We start from the raw sequence: 14361 nt of genomic DNA on the forward strand, positions 1-14361 counted from the left end.
TCAACCCTTGTTGCCCTGCCTTTCTCTTAACTTGCCTTTGAGCCAAATACCGATACCGAGTATTATCCCGCCGATACAGCCTTTTTTAAGAGTATCAGGTAGAACTATTTCCCAGTCGATATTGAAAATACCTACTTTAAAATAGATTATCGTAGGTGCTATTAAATATGCGAGCATTACAGCGCAACAAAGAATGCACATACAATAAAAAATCAATATAAATAGATCCTTGATGTTAATTTTTTCCATTTTTGTCACCTGCATTATTCAGAGCATCTTGTACATTTTTTCCTGTAATCTCGCTCACAGTTCCACCTGTAACTGTCCCTATAATTTCTGCACTTCCTTCTTTGACCACAGGTTTCAACTGTTCTGTAGCAACCTTTCCGGCCACTCCTCCAAATATGGAGCCAGCCCCAGCGGCAATGGCTGAACCTGTAGGATCTTCACCTTTTATCGCGCTCCCAACCACCGCGCCGCCCACATTGACAGGGGTTGAAACTATAATGCCCTTCCCGGTTGTCGCGGCTGCTGTGACTCCCGCCATAATGACATCGACGTAACTGAACGGATCTTTTCCGGCAAGCTGAACGCCAGCATTAACTCCCACACCGATTGCTGCATTAGCCGCCATACCTTTCACAGTTACCCCCAGCACGCTTCCACCAAATATCAGTGGCGCATCGCCGATGCTGGCATTCGATTTATGGTAACCCCAAGTATTTATTATCGACTGAGCCTTGCTCATCGCTTCAGAGTCTGGATTCCGTTTCACATAGTCCTGACCCGACAACAACCCTTTCACCAGTTCCTGTGATACCGCTGAGCCATATTCTTTTTCCATCTCAGCAGCATAAACATGCAGGTAACCCGCCAGCTCAGCCCGTTCTGTGCTGTTCATCTGCGACGGGTCTTTAGTGAATTTAGAGACCAGTGCATCGCTGCGTTTGTCGGCATTTTCAAGCTTTATCAGCTCATTAGCCGCCGCCAGTGATTTATCTCCCTGTTTGATTTTCTCAATCGCCTTATCCAGTTTGTCGGAAGATGTGACACTCAGGAAGTTATTCTCAACCGCATTCTTCCCGGCCACCGCGCCGCTCGTCGCCGCAGCACTGCTGTTACCCACCATGCCGCCCGCCAGTCCTGCCGCCAGAGTGCCCAGCAGGCTCAGCTGCTCACGGTCTTCCTGCCCCAGTGCCGCTATCTTCTCCGGCGTGTCCGCGCCCCAGTATTTCTCTGCGATGTAGCGGGTAGCAAGTTCACCGCTGAATGCTCCCGCCGCACCCGCCGCCGCACTTCCCCCGGACATCTGCGATGATACCGCACCCCACACCGCATGCGCCATGGCATTGGTTGCCACATCAACGTTGCCGGAAGCGTCGGTCGTTTCCTTCTTAATCAGCTGCGCTGCCCACGGATTAAGGCCGCCTGCGACCGCCTGACCTGCATTGCCGGTCACCAGCCCCGTCAGGATGCTGCCGACCGTCTGTGCGACCTTCTGCGACGTGCTGCCGATACCCCACTGCTTCATCTCTTTCTGATAGGCGTCACTTTGTCTCAGTTCGCCCAGCCATTTCGTCCGTTCTGCCTCACTGGCATTTTCCTTCAGCGGTGCAGCGCTTTTCTTCGCCTCCTCAAGGCCTTTGATATCGCCCATGGTCGTGACGATATTTGTCATCTGGCCGCTGATTTCACCGGCTAACTGAGCGGTCTGAAGTCGCTTCTGCTCTTTCTCTTTGTCAAAGATCGCGCTGATGCTGTCGTTGGCATGTTCGGTATCACGGCTGAGCGCCGATACGTCCTGGGTCTGCCTGTTCTGATCGCGGACAATGATTGTGCCATTTGCCACGGCGGCCTGGGTGGTGCCTTCGGCGTGCCCTTTATTATTCAGACCCGATAACAGCGTGCTGGCACTGTTGGAGGCGGCATTGGCAAGCATCTGTTTACCCATGCCGGCGCCATTCGACAGCGCAATGCTGCCGCCGCTGTGACTGACTTTATAATCAGCAGAGTTACCGATGTCGCTGAAGCCCAGCGTGCCGGTATCCAGACGGTTGTCTGCGGCATCACCCTGGCTGGCGATCACTGCGCCGTTAAGCTGCGTGTGATTGCCGACGGTGATATCGAAGCCGCCTTTACCGGCATAGATACCGCTTTGCTCCTGCACACTGTCATAGTTGCTGTGCATTTTATCCTGATTGATGCTGGCATACCCGGAAGCCGTCATCGAACCAATGGTAAAGCTGCCGCCCGCGCCGTAGCCAGTCTGTTTTGAATCGTAACGGTCGCTGTCCTGCTGGCTGGTGATGGTCAGATCCCGGCCCACATCGGCCGTCACCTGATTACCGCTGACCTGCGCGCCGTTGAGCGTGGTATCTCTTCCACTGTTCAGGCTTACCCTGCCGCCGCTGTCCAGGGTGGTTTCAGACCAGCGCGTACCGTTGCCGCTCTCCTTACCTTTAGCGCCGTTAACGCTGGCAAAAATGCTGATACCCGCGCTGCCCTGTCCGGCACCAAAACTGATGCCCACGCCGCCGCCGCTGCTGCTGTTTTTACCGCTGCTTTCCTGAGTGTTGGCCGCCCCGCTGAGTAAAATGTCCCTGGCAGCATTGAGGCTGCTATTACCTGCAGCTTTCAGCTGGCTACCGGCAATAAGAATGTCGCCGCTGTGCTCGCCACTGCCCTTACCGGCAGAGGTAATGGAAAGGTTCTTACCGGCATTGAGCGTGGATCCTGCGACGCTGTCGGACGCCTGATGCTGCTGCGATTTTGATTTCTGTGTGGTCAGGGAAAGGCTGACGCCCAGGCCGTTGTTAGGATCGGCGCTCGCTTCCGCCAGCTGCCCGCCCAGCACGGCCTGCACGCCTGAAAGCACGGCTTTGGTAGCCTGCAGGGCAGCAAGGCGACCGTCACTCTCTTTTTTCGATGTCTGCGCCGCCGCAACCGCGTTATTAATGGCTTCACCTACCACCCCGGATAACGCCAGTGTCAGCCCGCTCTTCTTCTGCTCAAACAGTTCATCATGAATCCGTTTATCATGACCCGGATCGATGATCACGCTGTCGCCGGTAATGGCGAGGTCACGTCCCGCCACCAGATCTGAGCCGCTGACATGAGCCTGTTCACCCGCAACAATGCTGACGTTACCGCCCGTGCTGCCAACAGTGCTGGCGCTCTGGCTTTGAGTGGTGCCCTTGTCACGTAAGTCATGGACCGATTTACTGCTGCCCACCGTGATGCCGATGCCGCCGGTTCCCATCAGGCCGCTTTTCTTTGTTTCTGAAAAACGCCAGGTTGAGTTTGTATTGGTCGCAGCAACAATATCTACGTTGTTACCGGCTTTGAGCGCTACGGTGCCATCGCCAACGACCTGTGAACCCTGGACAAGTAAATTGTTGCCCGCATTAAGCGTGACATTATCGCCGCTCAGCAGGGTGCCATTTTCACGGGTGTTACTGTCTTCGCTTATGGTATGGGTAGTCTTTTTACTCAAAAATCCTTTTTTGGTTTTGGTCTCTTCTTTGTAGGCATAATCGCTATCAGTTGCCGTAGTCAGGCTGATGTCACGTCCGGCACCCACCGCGATATTACCGCTGGCGGTAACCTGAGCCGCTTCACTGTTAACATCCCTACCCGCTTTAACCGTCGTACTCCCACCGCTGGCAATTTCAGTGCCTTGCTGGCGTACTGACTCATTGATCTCGATCTTTTTGCCGGATTTGTAGCTATTACCAGAACCCGTTTCAGCTGCCAGCAGATTGACGTCACGCCCTGCCTGTACGGCAATATCCTGTTCCGCCACAATCGCCGCTGCGTCACTGGTAAGGTCACGTCCGGCGGTTAACACCAGATTGCCGCCGCTGCTAATGGTAGTGCGATCCACACCGGTTGCATGGGATTGATCCCGCCCCTGACTATCGTTCTGGCTGGTGCTTACTCCATTGAGATTGAGATCATTGGCGGCCGTGAGTGCGGCATCGCCTCCCGCACTAAGGCCGCTGGCCGTGACGGTCACGTCGCGACCCGCCTTAATATTCATTGCGCCAGTTGATTCAAGGCTGGAGGCGGCGGAAGTTCTGCTGATGTAACTTCGCCAGCCATTATCAAAAGAAGTATCGATAACGTTAGCAACGATCGACACATCGCCAGCCGCATTAAGTAAAGCATCGCCGCCGGACTGAATCGATGCGCCACGATTCATGATATTTTTACCGGCGTTGAGGATAAGATTATCGAGTGAATTAATTGTCGCCTTTTCACCCTGTTCATCAAATAATGAACGGCTCAACGTTGAGCTGTTATCATTTTTCGTGAACTGGGTAATATTATTAATGTTACCGCTGATGCTTTCGAGCTCAATCCGCTTACCAGCGATCGCTGAGCCGATATTGTTAATATCATTGAGCGCGCTGATTTTTAAATCATCACCGGCTTTAATGAGAGCGTGGTTAAGATTATCAACACCGTTCTGACTGTTAAGCGTCATGGTATTCTGTGCCAGCAGGGTACTGGCATTATTGCTTACCTGACCTGCATTAACGGTGACGGTTTTGCCAGAAATCACACTGCCGTTATTGATGGTGGTATCATTCGCAACCAGGTAAAGCTTCGGCACCAACACGGTTTCGCCATTAATCGTCGCCGCTTCCCACCAGAGAATACTGCGATCCAATGAGGCTATCTGCCCTGCAGACAGGGTTACGCCGCTTTGTAATCCCAGCGATTGCTGCGCGGCCGCAGCGTTATCCATCAGATAGCGCATCTGCTCAAGATCGGAACCGAGATTGTTGATATAGCGATTTCCCGTCTGGCTCAGCACGGTATTACTAACGTAGCGCGTATCAAATGCGGCATCGCCCAACAGACGATAGTCATATTCCGGTTTCAGATTAAGCCTGTTCAGTAAATATGATGAGCCCAGGAACGTGTTTTTATCTGTCCAGACCGCTGACGTTTCTACCGGGGCTTGTGAAGGTTGTTTTCCCAGCAGCTGGTTAAGCTCGCTAAATAAGCTTTCATCGAGCTTACCCAATTCCTTTAATTTTGGGTTAAGAACAATAAGATAAGGGCTTTTTGCATCACTGGAGACAACAAAATAGCCGTCGCTTCCCTGCGGCAATGGATAGGCGCTGGTATCAACCGGGGTCAGCGATGGTTTTCCTGCCTGTTGTCGTAAAAGATCGTAGGGCGTCTTACCCAAGGCCCCTCTCTCCTTAATTTCAGTAGGGCGAAGCGGGTCGGCAGAATAGGTATTCAGGTCAGTCTGCGACACATTTGCGGCATCCAGACCGGTCGCGCCGTTAATCTGCTGCAAGGCGCTGGTGATTTGGTCACGCCAGTCAGGACTCCCCACGTTAACCGAAGCAACGGCAACCGCGGCAAGCGGGGAAAGTGCGCCGCTTACTGATTGTTGTACAAGCGTATTGAGTGCGGGGCGCGATAGTGTTGGCGTGATGGTACCGCGAACGTCCTGAGACTCACTATTATTGATAACGTTATTGAACTGTATGCTAAGGTTGCCATTGGCCTGAACAACGCCACGAATTGTCGCGGCCTGCTCGGTGCGATAAGTCTCGGTGGCTACATAAGTTACACTATCTTCTAAATCTGCCCCCTGCCCCTTATAAGTATATTTACCTGCGCCGCTGGATTTTAAATCATCGATATTATCGGTCAGCATCGTGCTGTTACCGCTTTTGACCGAGCTATAACTACTGTAGCTGGGCGATGGCTTGAAAATTCGCCATACAGCCTGCGTGCCCGATAGATAAGACTGGTTGTTTAATATGTCACCGCTAAGCGATAAATTTTGTCCGGCAAGGATATAGCTGCCCAGATTGTCTAGCGTACTGGCCCGCCCTGTAAGATTTCTTCCGGCGGCTATTCTTCCGGCCTGCCCCGTTACGCGCGTGCTTGACGTCGTTCTGGCGACGAGTATTTCTTTGTTCTTATCCAGATCGGCTGGGATAGGTTTAATATTCCAGATCCAGGCAATAAAAGGCGGCGCGGGTGAAAGCGGGTGTTCCGTAAAGTAGTATTTCAGTTCGCCTCGTTCAAACTGGCTCAGAGGAAGTTCAACCGTACCCGGTGTAACCGATCCATAGCTGTTGGTGACATTTTCAGTGGTGGTTTCACCTGCGGTAATCGATTCCCACTGATTCACTAAGTGCCCGGTATTAATTGTAATATCGCCATCCTGCGACTCAATGGTGCCGGAAGTATTGATTACTTCGCCATTCGCATTTCCTGCAGCATCGCGCTGCATCCACAGGCTGTTACCGGCCAGCACGTCGCCGCGCTGGTTTTTAATGCTGTTAGCAAAAAGAGAGAGATTACCGCCCGCGTAGAGCAGCGCGGTGTTAACGATGCTGCCCGGTGCACTGAGGGTCAGATTGCCCAACGTACCCGTAAAACCATCAACCGTGATGTCACTGCGGCTGTTCAGGCTGATATTACCGCCACCCTGCAGGCTGCCATTTCCGTTCATGGCGATGCGGTTGCCGCTTAACGCACTGTCACCCGAACCGGTAGTGAGCTGACCATTATTGGTGAGATCGCCGCCTGCACTCAGCGTCAGCGCCCCGCCCTGCATCGTGCCCTGGTTGTCTATCGCACCATTACTGCTGACGGTGAGTCGCCCGCCCGCCGCCAGCACATCGCGACCGGTAAAGCCATTCGCGATCTCCAGCGTGGCGTTACCCAGCGCCACCACCTGTCCGCTCTGGTCAAAGCCGTTGCTGTGAACCAGCAGGTCGCCGCCGCTGAAAAGACGACCACTACCTTGCTGACCGACCTGAGCGGCCATCACACTTAGCCGGTTGTTACCCAGCAGCGTACCGCTGTTGTTGACCTGCTGATAATTAACCTCAAGGTTGCCGCCCTGGGCTGTGCCCTGGTTGCTGAAGCCATTGCCGGTAAATGTGCCCTGGCCGTCGGCCAGCAGCGTTCCATTGTTGCTGGCATTGGTCGCATTGAGAATCAGCTGTGACGCCTGCAACCAGCCGTTGTTATTCAACTGCGATGTATTGAGTGTCTGCGCGCCGCCCGAGAGCCACCGTCCATCATTTTGCGTTAAACCGGTAATCGTCGCGACACCGTTGCCACTGCCCTGAATCAGGCCATAGTTGAACAGTTCCGGCGCGGTCAGCGTCAGGGCGTTTTGGGTGATCACGGCACCGTTGCCGCCGTTGGTGATGCGCCCACCGGCATTGATCAGCAGGCTGTTGTCACCCTGTAAGCGCCCGTTGTTATCCACCACGCCACTGGTGATCTGCAGGTCGCCGCCCTGCACGCGTCCGGCATTACTGAGCGACGATGACTGAAGCGTCAGCCTGCCCGCGCTGAGCAGCGTTTTATCCTGCTGCTGGGTCAGAGCACCGTTAAGGCCCACCGTCAGCGCCTCTACACCGGTCACGGCGCCGTTATTGTTTAATGTGTCACCGCGCAGCGTCAGGTTTCTGGCTATCCATTCGCCCTGATTGCTCAGCGTCAGTGCCTGTAGCGCCGCCGTACCATTCGCCGAAATCTTGCTGCCCGCGCCCGCATCAAGGCGGTCCGCCAGAATCAGTTGCAGCGCATCAGCACTCTGGATCGCGCCATTATTGGTCAGTTGCCGTGCATTCAGCAGGATCTGCTGACCCTGCCAGCTGCCGTTATTCACAACGTCATCGCCGTTGATGTTCAGCGTGCCCTGCGTCAGCAGCGATCCGCCCTGATTATTGATCAGCTGACGTGCTGGTGCGGCCAGCGCCCTGAGCAGCATTCGCCCGCTCACCTGTGGCATTGCCGCAAACGTTAATGCCTGGAGACCAATCAGGCTGCCCTGATTAATCACGCTGGCGGGGGTAATGGTCAGGGTTTTACCCTGCACCGATCCGCTGTTATTCAGCGCGGCACCGTTGAGCGTCATTGCCCCTTCACTGAGCAGTGAGCCGCTGTTGTTCAGCGTGCCAGCCGCAACCTGGGCTTTGTCCTGGCTCAGCAAGGAGCCGGTGTTATGCAATTCATTGCTGATGCTGACGTTCAGATCTTTGCTGCCCAGCAGCGATCCCTGATGCAGCCAGTTATCCGCAATAACCGTGGCCTGCTCGCCCTGCAGCAGCCCCTGAGTGTTGATCTGGCCTGCATTGAGCGTCATTGTTCCGCCGCTCAGCGTTTTGCCACCGGCAGATTGCGTGATGTTATCGGCCTGAGCAGTCAGCGCCGTTTTGCCCTGTAACAGACCGTCGTTGTTCAGGCTGGTGGTCTGTAACCCCAGCCGGTTCGCCATGATTTTGCCGCTGTTGCTCAGCGTGCTGGCGTTCAGGTCGCTTTCTCCCTGACTGACCAGCGTGCCACTGTTGATCAGATCCTTGGTGATGTCAGCGCGCAAGGCGCTGATGCCATTTATACTGCCGCGATTGGTAAGCGAATCCAGCGTGACGTCGAGTTGCTGACCCTGCCAGCTGCCATCATTGGTCGCACTGCCACCGCTGACGATCAGCCGATCGCCGCTCAGCAGTTGCCCATTGTTGTGATTGAGGGTCTGAGCAAATCCGACATCCAGCAGCGCGTCGCCCTGTAGCAGCCCGCCGTTTTCCAGCGTATTGCCGCTGGCGCTGAGTTGCTGTGCTGCAATCTGGCCGCTGTTACTGAGTGTTTGTGCCTGCAGATCGGCCTGCTGACCGGTCACGATCTGACCCGTCCCGCTGTTCGTCAGCGTATCGCTAATCTTAAGATCAAGGTTGTCACTCAACAGGCGTCCGCTGTTGTTAAGACGGTTGCCGTTTACCGCAAGCGCACCGTTAACCTGCATCAGCCCGGCGTTATCCAGCTGATCTAAGGTCAGCGTCAGCGGTCCTCCGGCGATCAACTGCCCGCCATTGAGGTTATGCAGCTGCTGATGATCCAGCATCAAGGTGCTGTTGCCCTGTAGCAGACCGGCATTGCTGAGCACTGGCGCATGCAGGCTGAGGTTATCCGCCGCCAGGGTGCCCTGGTTATCAATCTCCGCGGCCTGCAGATTCATCTGCTGCTGGCTGAGCAGACTGCCGCTGTTGGTCAGCGCACCGTTAATCACAGCGGTGAATGCTTTTCCGCTAAGAACGGTACCGTCGTTCTGCAACGTCCCCGCGTTAAATGTCATCTCCCCGGCCTGCATTGCACCGTGGTTATTTAAAGCAACAAAGTCACCGTCCAGCGTACCGTCACTGAGCAACTGGCCGCCCTGCTGATTGTCCAGCTGGCTGCCCTGCAGCGTAATCTGCTGATTTCCCTGAATCAGACCGCTGTTGATCATATCGCCGCGCAGCGTCAGCGCCTGTGCAATCAGCCAGCCGCTGTTATCGGTGTGGTCAGATTTCAGTGCGATGCCCTGCTGCCCCAGAATTTTGCCGCTATTGACCAGGGTATCGCTCTGCAGATCGGCGTCGGCTTCGCTCAGGGCATTGCCGCTGTTCTGCCAGTGGTCAGCCTTCACTGTCAGCTGCTTGCCCTGTATCAGTCCGCTGTTGTCCAGCGTCTGGTGTTTCACACTCAGCTGGCCTGCGCTCAGCAGCGTGCCGTTGTTGGTTAACGCGCTGCCCTGCAACGACAATGCCTTGTCGCCCTGGACCGTTCCGCTGTTAGTGATCTGACTGACATCACTGTTCAGCGTGCCGGCAGCCATCGTTCCCTGATTGATCAGCGCATCGCCCTGTAACCGGAGCTGATCATCTGCCAGCAATTTACCGCCCTGCTGATTATGTAAGTTTTTGAGTGTGGTGCTCAGGCTGGCAGCGTTGATCTCTCCGCTGTTGTTCAGCTGGTCGCCTGTGACAGTCAGTGTTTTGCCGCTGTTGATCAATCCGCTGTTATTGAGCTGTGGCAGCGCGAGGGCAAAGTCGTTGTCAGAGCTGATCGTACCCGCAGCCAGGTTATCCATCTGCCCGGTATGGAAGGAGAGCAGCTTAGTGCCCTGCAGCAGGCCGCTATTAGTGATATGCCCGGCGGTGAGAGTCAGATTGGGTGCAGTTAATGAACCTGTATTGCGCAGCTGCGCGCTGTTCAGGATGAGGGCGTTCTGACTACTGATGGCGCCCTGATTTTCCAGCCAGCCACGGGCGGTCAGCTGTGCGTCACCGCGGGCCGTGAGAGAGCCGTTTTGCTGCAGCGTATCGGCGTTCATCACAGCATCGCTATGACTCATCATCTCGCCGCTGTTAATCAGTGTCGGGGCATCAATTTGCAGACGCTGACTGACCATATTGCCGCTGTTGCTGAAGGTGTCAGCGATATTAAACGCTGCATTCCCCTGCGCGGAGAGCGTGCCGTCCTGATTCAGACGATTAGCAGTGAGCAGGGCATCGCCGCTGCTGAGCATTTTTCCGCTGTTGTCGAGCGTGCTGCTGGTTACATCCAGGCTATTTCCGCTCAGTTCACCGCTGTTACTTAACCGATCGGCGACTTTCAGCTGCAATCTGCCCTGGGATGAGAGCGTTCCATCCTGCTGCAGGATGCCAGAGGTAATATCTGTCTGCTGACTGCCCAGCAGATTCCCGCTGTTAAGCAGCGATCCACTGTGGATATTCAGACTGCTCCCGCTCACTTCACCGCTGTTGTTCAGCGTGCCGGTAACGTTAAGCTGATTAATGTTGCTGGCTGAAAGGGTGCCGCGCTGCTGCACGCTGTCCGCGCTGATCAGCGCATCGCCAGTGCTTAACAGCCTGCCCCCGTTATTGATTGCCCTGCTTTGAATGTTCAGGCTGCTGCCGCTGATCTCACCGTCATTGCTGAGCTGTCCGGCAACGACACTGTTATTACCCTGAGCCAGTAACATACCCTGCTGCTGCAGCGTGCTGGTGCGAACCTGCAGGTCACCCTGACTGATCAGGCTGCCACTGTTGATGATCTGTGCGGCCTGAAGATCAAGTTTCTTTCCAGCTGTCATCTGACCGCTATTCTGTAGCTGCGCGTTGGCAGAGAGCTGCATCGCGTCTGCCGCATTGCCGCTGCTGCTGTTATCAATATCCAGAGCGTGGCCGCTGAGACGGGCAGTCTGGCCTGCCGTCAGGCTGCTGCCTTTAAGCGTTATCTGCCCCTGACTGTTCAGGTCGAGCGCCGTGTCGCTACCCAGTTTTGCGCCCGTTAAAGCAATATCCTGCTGCGCTGTCAGCGCGACGTTGCCACCCGCTTTATGTTCTCCCTGCAGGGCGATGCTGCTGCCTTTTGCCGTCAGCGTGCCGCTGGTCAGGCTATTGTTAATGCTTAACCGACCCTGCGCATCCAGCACCATATCGCCCTGCCGGGCATTCAGATTACCGAGATTAACGCCGACGCCGTTTTCGCTGGAGACCAGATGGATGCGGTTGGCGTACATGCCACCCAGCGCGCCGGTATCGACGGCGACCGATGGCGCAGCACCCTCACCGGCAATGGGTGTCACGCTGCCATCTGCGCCAACCCGGTTTGCGCCCAGCGTCACATTGAGATCCCTGGCATGAATGCCCGCGTTGATTTCTGTTGCGCGCGCGATGATCGAAACCGCATCGGCCTGGCTGCCATCCAGCCCTTTACCCTCAATGCTGATGGCACCTTTGGTCACTTCCAGCGACTGCAGATTGCCCTGTGCATCAAGCTGAGGTTTACCCGTGGTCAGCGTCACATTTGGCGTATTAATAAAGCCGCAGCCGTTACAGGTGATGCCATAAGGGTTAGCGACCATCACGTTGGCCGCTTTACCCCCCACTTCGGTGTAGCCCTGAAGCTGCGAACGGTTGGCTCCGACCACCTCGTTGATGATTGCCCGGGCTTCCTGCCCTGCTTTCAGATTCGGGTTGTTCTGGATGAGTCCACCGAGTTGCGTCTGCGTTAACCGGTCGGTCGCGTTATTCAGGATCAACCCTTCCTGGCCGACGTTGTAATTCTGATACTGGTTGTGCGACAGACCTGACGCATTTGGCGTCGCGATGTTGATAACCGGCACGCCATTACCGGCAGCATCGACCTGGGTACCCTGTGTAGCAGGCGTAATCGCGGCTGAAAAGGCAGGCAGCAGGGGCTGAAAAGCGATCAGTGAGCAGATGAGATAGCTCAGCAGACGCCGCGGCAGTGAAAGCGTTAATTGATCATCCATAATCGGGGCCTTTATTTAAAAAACGACTCCAATACGCGCATACACACTGAGGCGATCAGGCGCAAGGTAATCGGGATAGCTGACAGGAATGCCCAGCGACAGCTGAGTCGAGACGTGCGCATTTCGGGTACCCAGTCCGAGCGAGCTGCCCCACAAGGTGCCAGCGGCGTAGCGATCCTGTTTGTCGCTCTGAAGCCATCCACCATCCAGCGCCAGCGTGGTACTGACCTCGCCAATAGCTGGCAGGGTAAACAGCGTGTAGTTGAGTTCGTTGCGCAGGTAGCCGCCAACATCGCCGGAAAGATATTGTTCTTTGTAGCCGCGAACCGAGTTCTCACCCCCGATCGTCAGACGTTCGCTGCCATACAGCCGATCGGGCGACCACTGGGCATACAGACTACTCAGCCACCACATTTTCTGCGTCACCGGACGCTGATAGCTGCTGCTGACACTCCATTTGCGGAATTGAGCTTTGGGAAGATCGTCATTTTTACCGCTGTCGCTTTCGGCATCAAACCAGGGCATCCCGCGACTCAGCATCGGGTTGAGCGTGGCCACCCCGCCCGCGACTTTTTGTGTATGGTTAAAGCCGATCTGCAGACTGGTCAGTTTGCGGCTGCTGCTTTGCAACAGCGTTTGGTTCAGCCAGTTATGGCTGACATAATGGTTCAGCCCGAGCTGAACGCCGGTTTTGATTTGCCCGTTGCGGAACAGCACCCATGAGCCGCTCAGGCGGTTAGAGATGTTATCGCCGTTGCTATACCAGTCGAAATTATTGGCGTTAAAGCGGCTGTGATAGTTGCTCCAGCTATAGCTGTAATCCAGCAGCCCATAGCCATAAGGCACGCTGACGCCCGCCTGGAAATTTTGCGCGTCACGCCAGTCGCTGAACGCACTGCTGCGACCGCCGCTGACAAACCAGCGATCGGCAATACCCAGCAGGTCATTACCCACCAGCGAGGCGGAAAGCTGACCCGTGCCTGTCGTTCGCTGGCCGCTGTTGTCTATATTCAGCCCCAGCGTCAGCGGGAATTCAGGTGTGCTGGTCAGATTGACAATGGAATAACCGGGCTTAGCTGACGGGATGATTTCAATCTGAACCGGCGTGGTACGCAGCCGGTTTATCTGCTCCATACCCTGTTCAATGTCGCGTAAATTTAAAATGCGACCGGCACCGGTCGGGAATGCCATTTTCAACTGACGTGAACGGGCATCCTGCAACCGAATTTCTTCCAGCCGTCCCTCCAGCACGGTGATAATTAAAACGCCGTGCGACAGATTCTGTTCTGTCAGGAATGCCCGGCTGGTGATATAGCCGCGCTGGACGTACCATTCTGATATTTCGCGTACCAGCTGATTAATGCGCGCCAGACTCAGACACTGATTGATATAAGGCGCGACGAGTTTCGCCTGCTTATCTGGCGTAATTAACGTCGCCTGTTGCAGGGTAATCTGACGAATATCAAAGCAGGGACCGCTGGCGGGAGCTGACAGGTTTTTTGTCAGTTCAACCTGATGCGCCTGCGTTAACGCATCGCGCTGCTGCTGATCCTGTTGCAGACGCTGCTGCTGCTGATTCTGAATAAGGTCAAGATCACCGGGCGTAACCGGCGCAGCCATGAGATTGCTGATAAACAAACTGGCTCCGAAAACCAGCCACTTCCCTGTATGAGGCATTTTCATCGAAGTATTAACGGCACTTATTGTAAGTTTTGTGTAAGGAAAGGCGTGCAGACTACCACCTTAACAATCAGAAGTTCCTTATTGACTTGAAAAAAAGATGTAATTTCGGAAAAAGTGAAATTATCCGTAAATAATTAATCCTTAAATCAAATTCACAGCTGTCTTGCAACTTTCGCAGGATGCCGCTCTTTTTGATTGTTAAGGGAATGAAAGTATTGTCCTGCATGCATAAATATTTATACGCGCGGGATTATTGTTACTTATAGCAGTACGCAGGTATTAACAGGTTTAAAAGCAGTGATGGCGATATCTTCGTGATCAGAGATGAGGTTTCAAATGACACTCTGCCCTGAATGCAAAAAGGCCCGCAAAGTAGCGGGCCTTTAACCGGATAAAACACAGCAAACATTATTTTTCATGGTAGCGATGCACTGCCGGATAGTATTCCAGTCCATACAGCTGGCTCAGTGGCAGCAGCAGTTCGACATTAATATCATGCACACGTTCACTCGCCACAGGGCCGCTCAGCAGCTGTTCAAACCAGGCTATCAGTTTCTGTTTCATCTCGGGATCTCCGCATCAGTTGA

The 14361-nt window shown here is 54.6% G+C and carries 4 protein-coding genes; all 4 read right to left on the minus strand.

Going from position 1 to position 14361, the window contains the following annotated elements; genetic code table 11:
* The 4 genes from AC6I8E_RS11470 to AC6I8E_RS11485 all read right to left on the minus strand — a co-directional run bounded on the left by AC6I8E_RS11470 (nt 1) and on the right by AC6I8E_RS11485 (nt 14338).
* Nucleotides 1-249: a hypothetical protein gene (locus tag AC6I8E_RS11470; RefSeq protein ID WP_497823995.1), complete on the minus strand. Its 249-nt coding sequence runs from the start codon at nt 247-249 to the stop codon at nt 1-3.
* Nucleotides 236-12091 carry a hemagglutinin repeat-containing protein gene (locus AC6I8E_RS11475; RefSeq protein ID WP_497823996.1) on the minus strand — a complete coding sequence of 3952 codons (11856 nt, stop codon included), beginning with the start codon at nt 12089-12091 and terminating at the stop codon, nt 236-238. The genes AC6I8E_RS11470 and AC6I8E_RS11475 overlap by 14 nt, the downstream gene beginning before the upstream one ends.
* 15 nt (nt 12092-12106) lie before the next feature.
* The gene (locus AC6I8E_RS11480; RefSeq protein ID WP_147790138.1) at nt 12107-13774 is read right to left on the minus strand and encodes a ShlB/FhaC/HecB family hemolysin secretion/activation protein; all 1668 of its coding nucleotides are present in this window, start codon (nt 13772-13774) and stop codon (nt 12107-12109) included.
* Between the two features lie 408 nt (nt 13775-14182).
* Entirely contained in the window at nt 14183-14338 is a 156-nt protein-coding gene (locus AC6I8E_RS11485) for a hypothetical protein (protein WP_010670871.1), read from the minus strand.
* Nucleotides 14339-14361 lie beyond the last annotated feature (23 nt).

Source organism: Pantoea sp. X-Soil-YNGN-785 (assembly GCF_059730585.1).

What these genes read in the sequence shown, in the direction of transcription:
- AC6I8E_RS11475 (WP_497823996.1), bottom strand. Translation starts at nt 12,091, where the DNA reads ATGGATGATCAATTAACGCTTTCACTGCCGCGGCGTCTGCTGAGCTAT.
- AC6I8E_RS11470 (WP_497823995.1), bottom strand. Translation starts at nt 249, where the DNA reads ATGGAAAAAATTAACATCAAGGATCTATTTATATTGATTTTTTATTGT.
- AC6I8E_RS11485 (WP_010670871.1), bottom strand. Translation starts at nt 14,338, where the DNA reads ATGAAACAGAAACTGATAGCCTGGTTTGAACAGCTGCTGAGCGGCCCT.
- AC6I8E_RS11480 (WP_147790138.1), bottom strand. Translation starts at nt 13,774, where the DNA reads ATGAAAATGCCTCATACAGGGAAGTGGCTGGTTTTCGGAGCCAGTTTG.